Origin of the sequence: Gimesia chilikensis, from assembly GCF_007744075.1 — a bacterium.
GTDB classification, from domain to species: Bacteria; Planctomycetota; Planctomycetia; order Planctomycetales; family Planctomycetaceae; genus Gimesia; species Gimesia chilikensis_A.
Map to the genome: position 1 here is coordinate 1,277,655 of NZ_CP036266.1, position 18,606 is coordinate 1,296,260.

16 protein-coding genes and 1 tRNA gene are annotated in these 18,606 nt (G+C 54.3%); 7 read left to right on the forward strand and 10 right to left on the reverse strand.

The window, feature by feature from the left end; translation table 11 throughout:
- Positions 1–67 precede the first annotated feature (67 nt).
- From HG66A1_RS05030 to HG66A1_RS05050, 5 genes are all read left to right on the forward strand, one after another.
- A complete protein-coding gene (locus HG66A1_RS05030; RefSeq protein WP_145181137.1) occupies positions 68–784 on the forward strand; it encodes a GntR family transcriptional regulator in 717 nt (238 codons plus the stop codon).
- A 263-nt stretch (positions 785–1,047) separates the two neighbouring features.
- On the forward strand, positions 1,048–2,067 hold the full coding sequence (locus tag HG66A1_RS05035) for a sugar phosphate isomerase/epimerase family protein (RefSeq protein WP_145181138.1): 1,020 nt from the start codon (positions 1,048–1,050) through the stop codon (positions 2,065–2,067).
- 107 nt (positions 2,068–2,174) lie between these two features.
- Positions 2,175–2,414, forward strand: coding sequence for a Trm112 family protein (locus tag HG66A1_RS05040; RefSeq protein WP_145181139.1), 240 nt, complete (start codon positions 2,175–2,177; stop codon positions 2,412–2,414).
- Positions 2,415–2,444: 30 nt separating this feature from the next.
- The gene (locus HG66A1_RS05045; RefSeq protein WP_145181140.1) at positions 2,445–3,248 is read left to right on the forward strand and encodes a class I SAM-dependent methyltransferase; all 804 of its coding nucleotides are present in this window, start codon (positions 2,445–2,447) and stop codon (positions 3,246–3,248) included.
- A 128-nt stretch (positions 3,249–3,376) separates the two neighbouring features.
- Positions 3,377–4,408: an IS110 family transposase gene (locus HG66A1_RS05050; protein WP_145181141.1), complete on the forward strand. Its 1,032-nt coding sequence runs from the start codon at positions 3,377–3,379 to the stop codon at positions 4,406–4,408.
- A 384-nt stretch (positions 4,409–4,792) separates the two neighbouring features.
- On the opposite strand, the gene HG66A1_RS05055 is transcribed toward HG66A1_RS05050, so the two are convergent.
- The 3 genes from HG66A1_RS05055 to HG66A1_RS31850 all read right to left on the reverse strand — a co-directional run bounded on the left by HG66A1_RS05055 (position 4,793) and on the right by HG66A1_RS31850 (position 7,843).
- The gene (locus HG66A1_RS05055; protein WP_145181142.1) at positions 4,793–5,746 is read right to left on the reverse strand and encodes an IS110 family transposase; all 954 of its coding nucleotides are present in this window, start codon (positions 5,744–5,746) and stop codon (positions 4,793–4,795) included.
- Positions 5,747–6,094: 348 nt separating this feature from the next.
- Positions 6,095–6,991, reverse strand: coding sequence for a DUF1559 domain-containing protein (locus HG66A1_RS05060; protein ID WP_232106755.1), 897 nt, complete (start codon positions 6,989–6,991; stop codon positions 6,095–6,097).
- Positions 6,992–7,180: 189 nt separating this feature from the next.
- Positions 7,181–7,843, reverse strand: coding sequence for a hypothetical protein (locus tag HG66A1_RS31850; RefSeq protein ID WP_197993824.1), 663 nt, complete (start codon positions 7,841–7,843; stop codon positions 7,181–7,183).
- A 427-nt stretch (positions 7,844–8,270) separates the two neighbouring features.
- On the opposite strand from HG66A1_RS31850, the gene HG66A1_RS05070 reads away from it, so the two are divergent.
- The gene (locus tag HG66A1_RS05070) at positions 8,271–9,410 is read left to right on the forward strand and encodes an MraY family glycosyltransferase (protein WP_145181143.1); all 1,140 of its coding nucleotides are present in this window, start codon (positions 8,271–8,273) and stop codon (positions 9,408–9,410) included.
- Positions 9,411–9,530: 120 nt separating this feature from the next.
- Here the strand turns inward: HG66A1_RS05070 and HG66A1_RS05075 are convergent.
- Positions 9,531–9,604, reverse strand: a tRNA-His gene (locus HG66A1_RS05075).
- A 246-nt stretch (positions 9,605–9,850) separates the two neighbouring features.
- On the opposite strand from HG66A1_RS05075, the gene HG66A1_RS05080 reads away from it, so the two are divergent.
- Complete coding sequence (locus HG66A1_RS05080; protein WP_145181144.1) at positions 9,851–10,897, forward strand: SMP-30/gluconolactonase/LRE family protein; 1,047 nt, start codon at positions 9,851–9,853, stop codon at positions 10,895–10,897.
- Between the two features lie 57 nt (positions 10,898–10,954).
- Here the strand turns inward: HG66A1_RS05080 and HG66A1_RS05085 are convergent, their stop codons facing one another.
- From HG66A1_RS05085 to HG66A1_RS05110, 6 genes are all read right to left on the reverse strand, one after another.
- The gene (locus tag HG66A1_RS05085) at positions 10,955–12,589 is read right to left on the reverse strand and encodes an RseA family anti-sigma factor (protein WP_145181145.1); all 1,635 of its coding nucleotides are present in this window, start codon (positions 12,587–12,589) and stop codon (positions 10,955–10,957) included.
- A complete protein-coding gene (locus HG66A1_RS05090) occupies positions 12,586–13,173 on the reverse strand; it encodes a sigma-70 family RNA polymerase sigma factor (RefSeq protein ID WP_232102137.1) in 588 nt (195 codons plus the stop codon). The genes HG66A1_RS05085 and HG66A1_RS05090 overlap by 4 nt, the downstream gene beginning before the upstream one ends.
- Positions 13,174–13,361: 188 nt before the next feature.
- Positions 13,362–14,219 (reverse strand): pantoate--beta-alanine ligase, encoded by an 858-nt coding sequence (gene panC, locus HG66A1_RS05095; RefSeq protein ID WP_145181147.1) that lies wholly within the window; start codon positions 14,217–14,219, stop codon positions 13,362–13,364.
- A gap of 46 nt (positions 14,220–14,265) precedes the next feature.
- The gene (locus HG66A1_RS31855) at positions 14,266–15,768 is read right to left on the reverse strand and encodes a hypothetical protein (protein WP_197996989.1); all 1,503 of its coding nucleotides are present in this window, start codon (positions 15,766–15,768) and stop codon (positions 14,266–14,268) included.
- Between the two features lie 80 nt (positions 15,769–15,848).
- Complete coding sequence (locus tag HG66A1_RS05105; RefSeq protein WP_145181148.1) at positions 15,849–16,346, reverse strand: thioredoxin family protein; 498 nt, start codon at positions 16,344–16,346, stop codon at positions 15,849–15,851.
- 313 nt (positions 16,347–16,659) lie between these two features.
- Positions 16,660–18,546 carry a DUF4340 domain-containing protein gene (locus HG66A1_RS05110; RefSeq protein ID WP_145181149.1) on the reverse strand — a complete coding sequence of 629 codons (1,887 nt, stop codon included), beginning with the start codon at positions 18,544–18,546 and terminating at the stop codon, positions 16,660–16,662.
- Positions 18,547–18,606: the final 60 nt, after the last annotated feature.

Here is an 18,606-nt window from a genome sequence, read left to right on the forward strand (position 1 = left end):
CCCGGTAGCAGAGTCCCGCCCCGGTATTTCTTGAGAAACTGAGATCCCTGTGAATAAAGAGACAAGTTTGCTGACCGAATCCACGGAATTGCACTCACTTCAGGAAGACGAGAGTCTCTCCCTGGTCGATGAGGTGTACCAGAAACTGCTGCTGCGGATCATTCGCTGTGAACTGCCCGGCGGAACAGAACTGAAGAGCACACAACTCGCTCGCGAGATTGGCGTCAGCCGGACCCCGGTCGTTCAGGCCCTGGCACGCCTGCAGGCCGACGGGATCGTGATTCAGCAGAAAAATCACCGGGCCGTCGTCCGGGAAGGGGCCGAAAACTGGCTCGTGGAAATTCACGAACTCCGCCTGCTGCTCGAACCATCTGCCGCCGGGATGGCCGCCGGACGGATCAGCGCTGCAGAAATTCAGCGTCTGCAGGAGCTGGCTGCCGGGGTCAAAACCTGTCAGCAGGAATACGAAGACGGCGATCAGTCTGTAGAACAGGTTCAGAAGTGGGGTGCCGCTTCCCGTAATTTTGACTATGCCCTGCATCTGAGCATCGCCGACCATTGTGGCAATCTGCCGATCTGCGAAGCCATCCATAAATGCTGGAGCTATAAACGGGTATCCTACTCTGCAGCCGGGGAGACACCCGAAATCATGACGCGGGGGCTCTACGATCACCTGGTGCTCCTCGATTCACTGAAACAGCAGGATGCCGAGACCGCATCCGCCGCGATGACCATGCATTTGCGTAATGCCTCCCGCATGCGACCTGATCGTTTGATTGTCTGATTACGGTTCGCGACGGAATTCTTAACGAGCCTCTGAAAAAGCAGGGGCGAACTTCGCGTAGCTCTTGAAACTTGGCTCCAACCTGTCAAAATGGCCGGGAACTGGTCTGTTTTCGCGGTCCTGTTTTACTGGGAAATCACGCGAAATTTCTGCAGCGCTGGCCGGTTACTTTCAAAGTGGAATAGTCTCCGCCCCGATATGAGTGCTGATTGTTCCACGTTTATCCGCTTTAGATTTAGAAACAAAAAAGGTTGATCTCCGTCATGTCCGATAATCCAAGTGTCATTTTAAGTGCCTTTGCTGATGAAGCCGCCAATCATAAAACCGCTGTTGAACAGATGGTGGCACTCTCCGCGCTGGGATTGAAATACTACAGCCCCCGCTTTATCGATGTGAACGGGGATGGGAACGTCAAGCATGTCGTCGATCTGAATAAATCGGAATACAAGCAGTTGCTCAAACTGCACGATGAATACGGCATGAACGTCACCAGCATCGGTGCCCGCGTTGGTAAGATCAAACTGGTTGACAAAGAAGATGGTTCACACAACGTCTTCGTGCCCTTCAAGGAATACCTCAAGAAAGAGGTCGCCAACACAATCAACGCTGCGACCACCCTCGGCACCAAGCTGATCCGTGGTTTCTCCTTCTACCCGCCTAAGGGTGAAGATCCCAAGCCTTACATGAACCAGGCCGTTGATCAGATCGGGGAAATCGTCGATTTGTGTGCCAAGGAAGGTCTCGTGTACGGTCTCGAAATCGAGCCCAACCTGATCGGGGAAACCGGACCGCTGCTGGCCGAACTGGCCCGCAAAGTCAAACGCCCCAACATGGTCACCATTTACGATGGTGGAAACATCGCCGCTCAGAACAAAGACGCGATGCAGTGCCTGAGCGAATTCCACGACATGAGCAAATCCATGGGCTGGTTGCACATCAAAGATTACGCCGTCGATACGGATCTGGAATGGACGGGCGTGGTTGATGAAGAGCGTCTGAAAAACTTCGTTCCCGCCAACGTGGGTGATGCCGGTCATGAGTTCATCCTGCGGGAACTCCGCGACATGCTCCCCAAGATGGACAAGAAGATGAAAAAACTGGGCGTGCCCGGCGTCTTCCTGGAAGTCGAGCCACACCTCAAAGGGGGCGGACAGTTCGGCGGATTCAGTGGCCCCGATGGAATCGGCGTCGCAGTCCGGGCACTTTGCTCCGTTCTCGATTATGTCGGCATCGACTATGAACTCCGCGGCTTCAAAGACATTCAGGAACTGCGTGGCTTCTAATCAGAGCCGCACTTAAAAGATTGAAGCGGGGCGGATTTCAGAGAAAACTATTGATCTCCGCCCCCTTCTGTTACAATTCAGAGACAGTCGTTCAAGAGTAATTATCAATGGCCTTTGATCCACAACGTTTACAGGACATCATTGCCTGCCCCAAAACCAAAGCCAGGCTGGTCTGCGACGGTGACTTTCTGGTCTCTGTCGATCCGGCGACGCGACTCAAGTATCCCGTTCGCGACGGAATCCCGGTGATGCTCGTGGACGAGGCAGAGGAAGTGTCCCCGGAAGAATGGGCGGCCATCATGCAGCGACACGAACGCAATCCGGAAACGGGAGAACCGGTCTCCTGATTTTCCGTTAATACGGTTTAAGGAGATCTGATGAAACCCACGTCGAAGCTTTTCCGATCCGATATGTTCTGCTTCCGGTTCTACCCACTGGCTCTCCTGGTCCTCATCGGGCTGGCTACATCCGCAGCTGCCGCCGAGCCTGCTGCCACGAAACAGAAGTCCGACACGCAGGACGACCGCTATTCTTATCGCCTCGACGAACACGACCCCAACGGTATCGGCAAATTCTACCTGGGGCGTGAAATCGCCCGCGTGATGGGTTACCAGGGCGCCCCCTGGCTGGAACGCACCACCCGCGAACGGGAAGAACGCCTGTCGTTGCTCCCCAAAGCTCTCAAGCTGCAGCCCGGTATGGACATTGCCGACATCGGTGCGGGCAGTGGCGTGATCTCAGTGATCCTCGCCGAACATGTCACTCCGGGAGGAAAGATCTACGCCGTCGATGTGCAGCAGGAGATGCTCGACCTGCTCAAGAAAAAGCTGGACAAAATGGGCGTCGATAACGTGGTGCCGGTCCTGGGAACACAGAAATCGCCCGGCCTCAAACCGGAGTCCATCGACCTGGCAATCATGGTCGACGTCTACCACGAGTTCGAGTTTCCCTATGAAATGATGCGGGAGATCTCCAAGGCACTCAAGCCCAAGGGCCGCGTCGTGCTGGTCGAATACCGTAAGGAAGATCCGACCGTCCCCATCAAGCTGGTTCACAAGATGTCCGAGGCCCAGGCCAAAAAAGAGGTCTCCCGCCCCGAACTGAATCTCAAGTGGAAAGAGACCATCGGCCTGCTCCCCCGCCAGCATATCCTCGTCTTCGAAAAGACGGCTGACGAATAAATTTCTTCCGGAAACACAATCGTCATGGGTGAAACTATGTAAGAAGGCCGAGCCGGTGGTGGTATTCTTTAACGCGTGGTAAGCATAGTTTGTTACAACCTTGTTTCCACAAAAGAAAGGAACCACTCATGTTTTATGCCGGCATCGACCTTCACAAACAGAGTATCACAGTCTGCGTCGTAAATGAAGCGCGTAAAATCGAGAAACGGAAACGTCTGATGTGCGCCAATGAAGCTGCTATCGTGGCCTTCTTCAAGGAGGTCATCCAGGAACTGGGGCCCTTTCGCGCGGTCGTGGAAGCGACGGCCAGCTACGAATGGCTGATCAAACTCATCGAGCCCCTGGCTGATAAAGTGATCCTCGCCCACCCTGGTAAATTGCGGGTCATCGCTGAGTCCACGCGGAAAAGCGATCGTCTCGATGCCCAGGTTCTGGCCGAGTTTCTGTCAAGAGACATGGTACCAGCCTCGTATCGCCCAACCCCTCGGCAACGCGATCACCGCGGCCTGGTACGTCAGCGGAGCTCCATTCAACGCCGGATTACTTCGGTCAAGAATCGCATGCGACGGATCATGAGCAACTACAATGCAGATCGACCAGACCTGTTCAGAAAAGCGGGACAAGAGTATGTCAGCAGCTATCCCCTGTCGGCCGCTGATCGGATTTGCATGAATCAACTGACCTCAGAATGGCTTTTCTTTCTCCAACAGTTGAAGTCAGCCAACCAGGCACTGGTCGACTTTGCCGGGACGGCTCCGATTCGTGAACAGCATCAGCGGGAACTGCTGCAGAGTATCCCGGGCGTTGGTTTTGTGATCACTGAAGTCGTGTTATCGGAGATTGCAGACATCGATCGATTCGACTCTCAGAAGCAGGTAGTTGCCTACGCGGGCCTGGCACCGGGACAACGGGAAAGTGCCGGGAAGATGAAGGAACTCCACATCGAAAAGGCAGGTTCCCGTTATTTGCGCTGGGCGCTGGTGGAGGCCGCCTGGCAACTGGTGTATCGGGTACCGCGCTGGAAGACGATCTACGAGAGGTTGAAAAAACGCTTGAAGGCTAAAAAAGCCATCGTGGCGATCGCCAGGCGTCTGCTGGGAATGATGGTCGCGATCATGAAATCAGGCGAACCATTCACAGCGACACACCAGCCTGCCTGAAACAGGCTGACGAGTAATACAGATTTGAATTAATAACATCAGAGACAAAATCAATCGGGAATGTGTGAACGACCCCGACCGGGCCCATGAAGGCGGGGAAATGTCTGCGACCTTCGTCAGGGTGAATGGGGCGTTCTTCGTACGGATGTTTAATGGCGACGGCCTGCAACAGTGGTCGATCCCGAATAGATGGTTGAGCGTACCGCTTGATTGTGTCTCAGAAAGGAATCCATGCGCAAAGAATTAAATCACTTGACAAGATGTTCTTCATAGATGGGCCCGAATGCAATTCGGGCCGAGCGCAGCGAGCCGGAGGTCGCAGGAAATCGAGCGAGCTTCATTAGACTTACCAACCAATTTTCAGGTAGCGACTGTCTTAAAAAATCAGATTTTAATCACGTTTGCCTCCCATTTTTTCCCTTCTTTGACCATGGTGTTGAGAATGATGAGCAGTTTCCGCATGGCGGCCACGAGGGCGACCATTTTGGACTTTCCATTTTCCACGAGCCGTTTGTAGAACGCTTTGATCCTGGGGTTGTGATTCAGGGCCGTGACGGTGGGCATGTATAACCCGTTCCGGATCCGGACTCGTCCCCCGCCAATCGTTCTTTTCCCACGCAGAGTTCCACTGTCACGGTTGGTGGGAGCCAGGCCGATCAGCCGCGCGATCTGCTTTCGATTCAGACTCCCCAGTTCCGGAAGGTCTGAGATGAGCAGGGCCGCGGTTGTGCCGGCCACACCAGGTACTGACTGCAGGATTTCAGAGCGCTCGCGGGATTCTTCATCCGCGTCAATCAGCTCCTTCAGTTTTTTCTCGATGTGTTTGAGCTGTTTTTTATAGAACTGGATTGAATCGCTAATCATTTTGGCCACTTCCCTGTCCGGGGTGGTTTCCAGGCGGTTCTGCTCCTGGATGATCATCTTGCTGACCTGCTGCCTGCGAGCACTGAATTCCCGCATTTTCTGCTGGACCTGTGTTAAAAGTGGGGTAATCCGCGGCTGCATCACCTGGGCAAATTCCATGATCGTGTGCGCGTCAATCTGATCGGTTTTCGCCAGCCGGTTCTTGGCGCGGGCAAAGTCCCGGATCTGCCGAGGGTTGACGACGGCGACTGGAAACCCATGCTTGTGTAGACAGGCAACGAGTTTTCGTTCCAGTCCTCCCGTTGCTTCCAGGCAGATCAGTTTGGGCTGAGTCTTCTGAAGCACCTGCATGAACTGTTTCATCCCGTCGGGTGTGTACTCATAAACGGAACCTTTGGGACGACCTGAAATTCTGGTATCAAACTTAGATTTTGAAATGTCAATTCCGACGTGATCTGTGTTATGCTGTTGCATGCTAAGGCCCTTCCTTGCTGATACGAGCTGGTGGTGGTGCACCGCTCAGGCGACTGTACGGGTTAAGGCATGGAGAAGCGAGTGGCGATCAAGCTACAAATCGGTCTTTAGGACCAGGGGCAACCACGATCTGACACTCGCCACCAATGCTTCCCGCCTTTAAAGGCGGGAAGCATTGGCTTTATCTGCCTATCAAATCAAAGAACTGCAGACAGTCAAGAGCAGATACAAGGGGCAACCCTGCGTGGTTGCCCGCAGTATTGAGTTCATTCTCATTTCAAATCAAAAAAAGCCTGCTCACAACCTAAGCTGTGAGCAGGCAACTTTCATATAAGCCATCAGCGCGATTTAATACTCGCCGATCACTTCACCTCCTGAGATCGTACTCAGCCCTGTATAAACACCGAAGTCGATGCTGGAACCAATGAGCCGCACGGAACCGTCACCCAGCAGGAACTGGGCGAAGCCGATGTGCGGTGCCGAGACATCCCGGTCATCACTCTGAGGTGAATTGGGCACATGACCCGACTGGAAGAGCACCATGTGACCATGGTCGTCCGTCGGATCAGAGATATCACGCACGGCACCAGCCCAGGTCGTTTCGTACTCGAAATGGTTCCCGTGCGATGCCCCATTGCGGAAGGCACCGTTCTGGCGTTCTCCTACGCAGAGCGTATTCGACATGCCATCAATGATGTCACGTGCGCGGGTGGAACTGTTGCGGCTGAACATCCCCGCTCGTTTCTCCTGGGTCGCATCCAGATCCGGCGGACCGAAGTTGGCGACATAGCAGCCCATCGCGTATCGTTCCGCGGAGCTTCCCATCTCCACGAAATTGTTCTCGGAAACGGAGTCTGAAGGACAGAGCAGCCCCGGGATCTGTTTTTCCCGCGCCGTCAGGTTGGCGGCGTCGAAGATCGGCAGGTTGAAGTTAAACTCGTTATACAAGTTAGCCTGATCGATCATCGGCAGGATCATCGCCACCCAGCCGAAACCCAGTTGATTTCCCGAAGCGCCGGGCCGGTAAATGTAGCCGGGAGGATAACAGCCATGCGTATCATGGTAGTTATGCAGCCCCAGGCCCAGCTGCTTCAGGTTATTTTTACAGGACGTTCTGCGCGCTGCTTCCCGTGCCTGCTGGACGGCAGGCAGGAGCAGGGCGATCAGAATCGCAATAATGGCAATGACCACCAGAAGTTCAATCAGTGTGAACCCTCTGGGGCGATGCGGTTGGACTTTCATCATTTTACTTTCTGAAAGAATGTGCGCAGCGGTACCGACAGTTTCTGCGCGGACCGGCAGTGCACGAAAGACATTCTGGAACTAGGTGCGCAAACCGAACCTGTCAAAGTGGGGGAAAGTGATATCCCCTCACGTCAGGCGCAGCACACGCACGTTCCCTGAGGCAGATCGACAATGATCGCGTCAGGGGAATTACGAGAATGAAGCAGAAAGCAAACGTTGTGGTGGAGGGACGGGGGGCGTGTCGCGGAGTCGTTGATAACAGGCTTCCGCTGAGTTGAGATTCGCAAAACAGTCTGCGCGTAAAGGTACGCGGCCACGCTCGGGAGGCGCGACGCACATCCAGGACGAAACCAGTTCCGATATCAGCCGCTCCCAGGGAATCGCCGAGAATCGCAGACCATCCGGGAGGCTGCCTGTTTCCTGAACGCTGGTCTCCGAAGTTGCAGGGGCGACAGCGACCTCAGTGGCAGCTGGCTCTGAGGAGGATGCAGGCAGTTGGACTGTGAATTCCCACCAGAGCAACCTGATGTGCATATGCTTATGAGGCGACTGGGCTATCTTAGTGGCAGGCTCTTCCTGATCGTTATGAGAGTGTGCATGGCCGTGCCCATGGCTGTGACCTGCATGCGAATGGCTGTGAGCGTGACCATGCCCATGGGAATGTGAATGACCGTGTCCGTGGGTATGACTATGTCCATGCGAATGACTGTGCCCGGAAGAGTGGGAGTGCTGGTGCGCACTCTCTCCGCCGGAGTGGGTATGCTCAATCTGTACCTGGAGTGACTGGAGCAGAACTCCCAGCACTCCCAGGACACCGATGATCCAGGAAAAGTAACGCAGACGTTGTTTCATTACAGTTTGACGATAATTCTCAGCTCCCCCAAAATCAATCACCGCTCCAATTCTGATGAGAGTTCTTCACAAAATGGCAGTATTCAGTCTCTTCAGGTGAGGTTTTATATGTTCAGGTAAGGTTTGTTGAACAAAGGGCTTTTCTCATATCAATGACCGTCAAAATGCAGGTTTTCCAGCTGAAAACAGGGGTTTCATAACGGATTGACCCGTTTTTCGCTTAATAGTATACTTCGCCGCGACTTGCCCCCCTCTCTTAAGGAAATCAGCGGTTCGCCGCTGCGTGAATTTCAGGGGGGACAACCTGGAAGTGGGGAAGTTTGGATCCTGTCTGAGGAATCCGGACTTTCACGGAAAAATGATCAACAGTCTGACCTGATCCGAAAGCGCAATTCAGTCAGGGCCAGATAAGGGCTAGCGTGAAGTAATGGTGTTTGACAGTGTAATCACATCAACTGTGATGCTTATCGGCGTCTCCGTAGCGACTCTGGTCGGTGCGCTGCTGGTCATCCGGCTGGCCCCCACTCTCGGGTTGGTGCAGAAGCCCACCAATCGCTGTTCCCACATTCAACCGACGCCCCGCGGCGGAGGTCTCTCCTTTGTTGTGATCAGCCTGCTGGCGACGACGGTCTGCCTCTGGAATGAAGTCAGCTCCGGATCGCTGTTGACCGTACTGCTCTGCGGCGGTGCGCTGATTGCGGCGATTGGATTCTGTGACGACCTGTATCAGCTTTCGATTAAAAAACGCCTCGGAGCACAGATTCTGATTATCGCTGCCTCCGTTTATGCACTCCTGCCGGCTCCCGCGATTGAACTCTGGGGAATCCGGCTGCAGTCTGATGTCATCTGCTGGGGGATCACAGCCCTGGCTCTGGTCTGGTGGCTGAACCTGTTTAATTTCATGGACGGCATCGACGGACTGGCGGGGATGGAAGCCACTTGCATTCTGACCACCGCCGGCGGTCTGATGTATTATCAACAGGGAGCCGCATCGTCACAGGTTCTGTTCCCCATGCTGATCCTGACTGCCAGCCTGGCTGGCTTCATACTGGTCAACTGGGCTCCCGCGAAAATCTTTATGGGTGATGTCGGAAGTACCTTTCTGGGTTACACGCTGGGAATGCTGGCAGCAACCACCGTGTATTCCGGTGCCCTGAACCTCTGGGTCTGGCTCATCCTGCCTGGCGTCTTCTGGGTGGATGCCACGTTTACATTACTGCGGCGCATGCTGCGGGGAGATCGCTGGTACCAGGCACATCAGAGCCATACCTATCAACGCGTTTCCCGCTACCTGGTTGAACCGGAAGGGAAAAACCTGACCCGCAAAGCCGCCCATCGCAGAGTTACTCTCATCGCTCTGGCTCTGAATGTCTGCTGGCTCTTGCCGCTGGCAACAATGGCCCTGATCTGGCCTGCCTGGGGACTTCCTCTGGTAATGATCGCCTGGGCGCCACTGGTGGCACTCGCCGCTTACTATGGTGCAGGTAAGCCTGGAAATATTCCGCTGGCTGCCGAAGGGAATGTCTCTCCCTCTACGCTACGGAAAGAGCTGCCTCTCAAGATCTGAACCGAGGTGCTGGCTGTGATCGTAACATCACGGGAGACCTGTTCCATCTGCAGGGAATAGAAGAGGCGGAGCCGCGACTGTCTGATCAAGTCGCTGAAGGGGCCTCAAGAGAGAAAAAAGGGTGAGTAACGGGGTTCGAACCCGCGACCTCCGGAATCACAATCCGGCGCTCTAACCAACTGAGCTATACCCACCATATGTGTCTTGATCAGACTGATTTTAATCGGTTTTCAGGCTGCTGAAAAGTCTTCAGGGACCCGAATCGGTTCAGAGCCTACGTTATCGAAGCACCTTTCGGGATGCAAGTATTCCAAGCCCCTGATTCAAGAATATTTCCTCGATACGTGCATCTCCTGCACACAATCTGTAGAATTGATACTTCAATATTCCCCGATGAATTCACTTGATCTCATAGACTTACAAAACAGGGAAAAAAGCGCATGAAAACCATTCCACTCTCCTGTCTGCTACTGGTCTCAAGTCTCCTCTGCCTCGCCCCCTCCCAAGGGCACGCGCAGGACTCGACCAATTACCCCACACTGGGCGAAGTCATTCGCATCGATCCACGTCTCGATCAACTGATAGACAAGGATGCGAAGATTGAGGTTCTCTCCTCCGGCTTCGATTGGTCCGAAGGTCCTGTCTGGGTTGGAGATGCGAAAGACGGTTATCTGCTCTTTTCCGATATTCCCCGCAACTCAGTCATGAAATGGAAAGAGGGGACTGGTGCGTCTCTGTTCATGAAACCCTCGGGTTACACCGGAGTCGCTCCCTACGGAGGCGAGCCAGGCTGCAATGGTCTGATTCTGGATCCCCAGGGACGGCTGGTCTCCTGTGAGCATGGCGATCGGCGGATTTCCGTCCTCACCAAAAAGGGGGGCAAGCGGACGATGGTCGACAACTACATGGGCAAACGCCTCAACAGCCCCAACGATGGTACATTCAAATCCAACGGAGATTTCTACTTCACCGATCCCCCGTACGGTCTGCCCGATCGTTATAACGATCCCCGTCGCGAACTCGACTTCTGTGGCGTCTACCGCCTGGCCACTGACGGATCTCTGACTCTACTCACGAAAGAAATGACTCGCCCCAACGGCATCGCCTTCTCACCGGATGAAAAAACACTGTACGTCGCTCAGTCCGATCCTGAAGCCGCCCTCTGGAAAGCATTCCCCGTCAATAAGGATGGGACACTGGGGCAGAGCAAGGTCTTCTGTGATGTCACCGAAAATGTCGGCAAGCTGCCCGGACTGCCCGATGGTCTGAAGACCGACCTCAAAGGGAACGTCTTCGCCACCGGACCAGGGGGCTGTTATATCTTCAGTCCCGAAGGAGATTTGCTGGGACGCATCAGCACCGGCGAACGGACCGCCAACTGTGCCTGGGGTAATGACGGTTCAGTCCTCTACCTCACCGCAGATACTTACCTGGTTCGCATTCAGACCAAGACCAGGGGACACGTCGGACCTACCAAGGCCAAATAAGACGGTCGCCCCATCAGACGGTCTTAGAGCTAAATCACCTCCCTCCCGGTGTTCCCCTCAGCGGGACGCCGGGGGAGCGGGAGGCACAACTGGTGTCTGGTTCTGACTGTTCTTAAACACAAACAGCACTCTGACCGGGGGTTTATCCCCGCCAGCGGATCGCTGGTTCGTTGTCAGTTTCTGATCAGCAGCGTACGGCAGCAGATCCTGGTTCGGCTTGGAGGCAACCAGGGGCGCCTCGGGTGAAGCTGACCTGGCCTGACTCAGTGTCGGGAGTGGCGTCGCGCGTTTGTACTCTCTAGCGCGTCGCGTGAGCTGTTCGGCAGGCACCTGCATCCGATAGCGGGTCTGGTAACCTGTGTTTTCGTTCGAACGCGCCAGACCATCGTTAGCAGAAGTATCGTCGCTGGTTTTGCTATCCTGCTTTTGATTGCCGCCCGCCTGGAAGGGAGTGTCAGCTTCGGCTGCTGTGTTATCCGCCAGCAGACGTGGCAGGTCTTTGACGCTTTCCGTCAGTGAAGATTCATCGATAGCCGGCTGCAGGGACAGGCCCAGCAACTGACTCTGATTCAGATCTTTCTGCAGATCATTCAGCGCCGAGGCCACCTGGGTATCGGAGGCTTCCACGAAGACCGCGAACAGTTCATCCTCTTGAGCCGATTCCGTCTTCTTTTCACCGGCGCCGTTACCGTTCTGGGAATTCAGGCGATTTAGCTGACGTTCCACTTCAGATTGCTTTTTCTGATTGACCGGAATGTTATTCTTGCTCAACAGCAGTTCCATGGTGCCCAGTGCCTGTTTCACATCGACCACACGTACTTCGATCACCGCAACCTTGCCATTGATATCCTGGAAGTAAGGCAAGACGTCGCCAATGCGAATCGCGTCCATGGGAATATGCGAGGGCAGACCTGTCATCGGAGGAATTGTCGGAAACGTGAGACGATTCTGGGCTTGGACTTCCGCCATGCGTTGCATGACTTTCTGCTCTGCAATCGTGTTTTTAATCGCAAAGTCGGCCGTCTCTTTGCGGGCCAGATCGGCACCGCCCACCCCCGGTTGTCCTTTCACCAGCTCGCTTTTCGCAGCGGCAGGGGCTGACATCCGCAGGGAGACAGAAGGCGCATTTTCAGGGGGAGCTGCCGCCGTTTTCATTTTCAGGTCAGTGACCGGTTTGCCCTGGTAGCTCAGAGTGTGGTGATAAGCATCGATCTGCTCACCTTCCCGCAGCGCGACCACTGATTCAGGAGCGGGTTCGGCCTGACTCATTAGTGTTGTCTGTTGATCGCTAGAGGTCATCTGCCAGTTGGTACCTGCGTTCGGCTCTGGAATATTCAGCAGTAAAATAAATAAGACCAAGGCTGCCAGAGAAGAACAGGTACTGATAGCGACCGCAATCCGGTAACGCAGCATCGAAGGACCCGACGGGGCCGGAGCCGTCGCGGGTGTTGCTGCAGTGGAATTCAACAGGGTTTCCTGTTCGATCCGTTTGCGGATCGAGGGCGCCAGTTCGGGGGGCGCGGATTCCGTCGCTGTCTCCTGGATCAACCGGGAGATCTCACCGAACTCGTGCAGTTCCTGTCGCGCTGCCGCTGAATCTTCCAGCAGCGACTCCAACTCCCGGCTTTCCTCGTCAGAGGATTCCCGGTCGAAGTAGGCGGACAGGTTTTCGTTAGATGATGGACTACTCATTTTGATTCACTTATAGATGACTCGTGGTCAGACTCGGAAACACGGGCCAGGGGTGCCTCCTGGAACAACGCGTTCAGTTTCTGTTTCAGTTCATTCCTTCCTCTAAAAATGCGGCTGCGGACCGTTCCCAGCGGAACGTCCGTGAGCTCAGCGATTTCTCCGTAAGACAAACCTTCCAGCTCCCGCAGAATCAGCGGGGTCCGGTATTCTTCCTGTAATTCATTCAACGCCTGGTGGACAATCTGTTTGCGCTCGGTGCGTTCTGCCACGTCGGGAGGGTGTTGGTCGGGGTGAGGATCTTCCAGCCATTGACCTGACTGGTTATCCTGCGGATCAATGGGGGTGGCGGATCGTTTCTGTTTTCGTTTCTGGGTAATCGCTGCATTAAAAGCGATGCGGAACAGCCAGGAGTAAAAGGCGGCTGTTCCCCGGAATGTGTTCAACTTGAAAAATGCCTGGGTAAAGCCTTCCTGGGCGGCGTCGCGCGCATCGTCGCTGGAGCCCAGAATCCGCACCAGTGTTCGATACAGACGGTCCTGATATTTTAGAACCAGCTGATCAAACGCCTCAGTACGACCTGCCAAACACTCTTGAATCAGGTATTGATCATTGTTGGTCACAGTAATAGAGAGACGAAACCAGGCTCAAAGAAGTTCCCACGGTTCACAGAAAACCGCAGTTTTGCACAAATTCGATCAACGCTGAGATGGTATCTTCTTACTTTTCAGTAGCTTACGTCAATATCAATATCAATTCGTGAGATCGACGTGATTCAAGTCTGCGAATCAGCCGTCAGCTCACGATTATCGATCAATCGTGTGGAACCGGACCAGGCGGCGATCAACGCGACCATCCGGCTTTGCGCGGTTGAGAGCTCTTCCAGGGTATCTGGATCAGCAATCGTCGCATAATCGAGTTTGATCAGCGGCGTTCCCGACAGCAGCTCCCGCATTTCTGTTTTGATGCGCTCAAGATCCGTCTCACCCGAGGCGATTCGCTCCTCGGCCAGTGCCAGCGCTCGAGAAAGGGACAAGCCTGATGCTCTTTCTTCCGCTGAGAGATAAGCATTGCGGCTGCTCAGCGCCAGACCATCGGCGTCCCGGATAATAGGGCACGTGATAATTTCCACCGGAAGATTCAGATCGAGACACATCCGCCGCACGATGGCCTGCTGCTGATAATCTTTCGCCCCGAAATAAGCTTTGTCGGGCAGGCAGCTGAGCAGGAGTTTGGTGACCACGGTCGTGACGCCGCGGAAATGATGCGGACGGGTTGCGCCCTCCAGTGTCTCCGTCAGTGTTTCCACATCCACATGCGTTGAGAAGTGGGCCGGATACATCATGTCTTTGGTCGGCGTCCAGACCAGGTCCGCCCCCGCAGCCTGGCATTTCTCCAGGTCTGCAGCCAGCGTTCGCGGGTACTTGTCGAAATCTTCATTCGGGCCGAACTGTGTCGGATTCACGAAGATCGAAACCACAACGAAATCGCACTCTTTTCGTGCGGCTTCCACGAGGCTGGCATGTCCCTGATGCAGGGCACCCATGGTCGGCACAAAACCGATGACGGCACCTCCCTGGCGGACAGCACGTACTCGCTGCCGCAGTTCCGGGATTTCAGCAACCATATCCATGCGCGCTTACTCCGATCTATGGGTAAGATCTCGTCCTGTCAGGCGACTAGGATTTTTTCGGAGATGGCTTCCGGTTTCCGCCACCCCGTTTTCCGGATGAACGACGCGAAGAGCGTTTCGGACGTCGGCGGCTCTGATCGTCAGCTGCTTCCGGATCCGATTTCTTGCTGTCTCCCTCTTTGGCCTCTTTGGCTTTGTCCTGGCTGGAAGACTTGCCGCTTACCAGCTTGGGGTTCAGCAGATAAGAGATGGCTTCTTCCCAACTTGGTACGTTGGGATATTTGTTTTCGATCTCTTTCTTGCGGGGACGCGGTGCTTCGGAGCTGTCTGTTTCATCGTCAGAATCAGAATCAGAATCAGAATCAGAGTCAGACTCTGCAGCAGCAGGCTTTTTGCGACGACGAGAGCGGCGCGAGCGTTTTGGCTTCTGTTCGGTCTCATCTTCGTCCTCTTCATCAGAGGCTTCATCGTCGACTTCCAGTTCCTCAACTTCGTCTTCCGTCTCTTCCTCATCCTCAGCGGTTTCAGAAGTTTCTTCTTTCTTACGCGAACGTGAACGTCTCCGGCGTCGACGACGTCGGGGCTTCTTCGGTTCTTCCGCTTCTTCTTCCTCGGAGTCTTCTTCTGCTACAACCGTCTCTTCTTCTTCGGCGACGGCTTCGTCCTCCAGATCCTCTTCGTCTTCTTCCTCAACTTCGAAGGAAACTTCTTCCGAAATCAGACCGAAGCCGAAGGAATCGTCGTCGTCCAGACGTTCGTCTGTCCGTGCGGTGGCAGGGGGATTTTCTGCGGTTTTCTTTTTGCGACTACGCGAACGACGGGAGCGGGCCGGTTTCTCCTGGACTACTTCCTCAGCTTCAGCAACCGCTTCCTCATCATCATCTTCGTCGTCTACTTCTTCAACTACGTCGTCGTCTTCATCCTCCTCCTCTTCATCATCATCAGAGGCGGCGGGGCTCTTCGCTGACTTGGAATCGTCTTCGTCCCAGTCCCAGCCGTCCAGAGCATCCCAGTAGGTGTCTTCTTCGTCGTCATCATCTTCGTCGGAAGACTCGGCTGCGACTTGAGCGGCGGGTTCGAAATCTTCTTCGATCTCGTCTTCCTCGTCCTCTTCGTCGTCATCGAAGGACGCGATCACTTCATCTTCGTCGTCGTCCTCTTCTTCGTCGTCGGCTTCAGCGAAGACATCGTCATCGTCGTCTTCTTCCTCGTCATCTTCATCAGAGGTGAGTACTTCGGGCTCATCGTCGTCGTCGTCATCGAAGATGGCGGAACCAAATCCGCTTTCATCATCGTCTTCATCCGTCTCCTCCTGAACACGGGAGACGGCAGCAGCCGACGGCTCTGCAGGGGCCGGGGTTTCCGGTTCCTCAGAGGTAGCCTCAACGTCTGCCTCGTCATCTTCGGGCAGATCATCTTCATCAAAATCGACGGGCTCGGGTTTGACCTGCTGGTCAAAATCAATTCCAAACAGGTCACCTGCGAGGGACTCCCAGGAGTCTCCTTCGCCCGACGGATTCTTGCCAAAAGGCTCTTTGCTTTTATTCATACAGCGCAAAATACACGTTCTTTATTGCTTTTACAAGATTTGCGCCATGTGCGAATCAGTGATATCAGCAGAATTCAGACTTATTTTGAGTACTCGATGTGGCGAATCACAGCCTGCAATTTGCGGGCTTTTTCCAGCATCGCGTGATAGCGGGGAACTTTGGAATATCCCACCTGACGCGCCAGCAGGTCTGCTTCTGCACTCAGAACGACTGTACATGGAATCGATTTCACCTTCAGGGTGTCGGCGATTTCCCGATCTTTGTCGAAATCGAGGTGTACAGGCTCAAATGCCTGATTCAGGTAGCGGGCCATCCGTGGATCGGAGAGGGTATCTTTCTCCAGTTTCCGACAGTAAGTACACCAGCTGGCATCAAATACGATGAATACCGGCTTGTTACTTTTCATCGCGGCCTGGTGAGCCGTTTCCAGGTCCTGGTGCCACTTGATCTCTTCCGCGACTGATTCCGCGTTTGAGGCTTTTGAATCTGATTTCAAGAGCTCGATACAGATGCCAACCACGACGACAAGTGAAAAGCCAACAACGGCCCACTGGAGCTTCTGGGGAAGTCGTTTCATTTCGTAGACTCCTTCATAAGTAAGGTAACCTGATTCGGTATCTATACTTATGTGACTGATAACTGATAGACCCGTTTTATGTGAGCAACTTACAAAATCGTTATAAATCGTTCACTGTGCTTTATCGGTATCAGATGAGGAACTTCTATGAATGATTCGATCGGAATTACCGGTTTGTCGGGCACATGGCCCGTAAAGTTTACCTAACCGGAACAGAATTGGGCTCTGCCACGAAAAAAAGCCAAGCCTGAAGCGGGTTCGGCACGATTACCGACCGCCTCGGGCCTGGCTGAATGGACTGTTGTCCCGCCGATTACTCAGAACCAGCTGCCTTCTCGGGAGGCTTGGAATCCGTAGACTTTTTCTCAGATTCCGGCTGCTTGGGGGAGGCTTTTTCCGCAGCAGGCTTAGGTTTTGCCTCTGTTTTGGCGGGCGCCGGTTTACTCTCGCTGTCGGATTTCGCCGGAGCCGGTTTCGTAGAAGGAGCAGGTTTCGGCGATGCAGGCTTCCCACCCGGTTGAGCGGGGGCCTTCATGCCGGGAAGGTTCAGGCCCGGAATTCCCAGAGCAGGATTACCTGCTCCCGGTTGGGCGGCACCCTCTTCAGGTTTATCTGCCGGCTCGACCAGGGCTTTCCGCGACATCCGCAACTTCTCGAAGCTGTTGGCGGAAATCACGTAGTACCAGTCTGCGAACCGCTGATTCAGCTCCTGCACGCGTTCCTGGCCTTTGATGACCTTCCCGTCGTACTCCTTCAGCTGCTTCTCATAGGTTTTGAGAGCCGACTCATACTTCTTCATCGCAGCTGCATATTCCGCTTCCGGATCCGGCTTCTTCTCGTCGGCTTTCTCATCTTTCTTGTCAGCTGCTTTCGCATCGGCTGGTTTATCGCCGTCCGTTTTTTCTTTCGTCTCAGCCGGCTTTTCCGGTTTGGTCGGCTTCTGTGGTGGATCGCCGATAAAGGACGGATCGAAGGTCACTGTCACGAACAGGTAGCGGCTGGTCTTCATGGCATCATTTTCTTCCGATTTGCCTGGTTTCTCTACCACTTCCTCTGTTTTATTGCCAGCTTTCTTCTCTTTCGAATCCGCTTTTTCTGCATCTTTCGCCGGGGCTTTGTCACTCTTCTCTTTACTGCCGTTACCGACTTCGATATCCAGCGTGCTGCCGGTAAAGATTTCACCAAAGTAGAGCGAATAGACCACACCCTGGTTGGTGACTACGATCACTTCCCCTTCGTTGGATACCAGTTGCTGACCGCCCGAAGCTGTCTGGGCCACGATGAAACCTTTGCTCTGCAGGTCGACAAAGTCGAGTGCATTTTTCAGCTGCAGCTGTCCTGACTTCTTGAGCTCCGCAGCGATGGCGGCCGGCTTGGGACGGATTCCCTGAATCTTGAGGTCGACCAGCGTGTTGATCATCTGGTTGACATCCGCAGTATTCAGTTTCTCAGTTTCGGTATTCAGGCCTTCGAGTTCCCAGGGAGAACTGGAGTTCTTGCGTTTCAGCGTCGAAAGTTCCTCGTCCACCAGGCGACGATTCTTTTCATCGATGGAGTATTTATTCACGATGATTTCCACCAGGCGATCCCGGTCGACCTTCAGCAGGTCCGGTTCAATCCAGTCCGAGAAATCAGACGAAAGATCCACGTTGAGCTTGGTCCGGTAGACCGAATCTTCGTCGACTTTCCGCACATAGTACTCATTGGGTTGTTCCGGCACCTGTTTACCGATGATAAAGTCGACCAGCGGGGCACCACCCTCTTTGGACAGTGTCAGACGCTGACCGCGACCCTGCAGGTTGGTGTTCGATTCGTCCAGCGGATCGATGACGCCGAACCGTTCATGGTCGCTTTTACGTCGACTTTCCAGGGCACCGCGAACCACTCCTACCAGCGAAGTAGCCGTTTCCGCCAGTTCGTCTTCGGCGTCAGCCGGGTAGTCGTGGTGCGACGGAATTCGCCAGGCACCGTTTTTGTAGTCGACGTTGAAGACTTTGAGCGTCGCGGAATCTTCATCGTAGCTCACCACCCGCAGCGCTCTGGCCTGGGTCGGATCCGTGAAGTCCGGATAGAATTCTTCGCCTACCTTTTCATAACCCGTCAGCTCGACCGGTTGCGAGGCGCGATCGGTTACGAACGCCGCAATTAAGGCAACCACGGCGATTCCCACAAAGGTCAATGTTCTCGTCGTTTCATTCATGGCAAACGTTTTACTTAAAACAAGTGGTTTAAGATGGATTGAAACTGGCCGCGGGGGCTG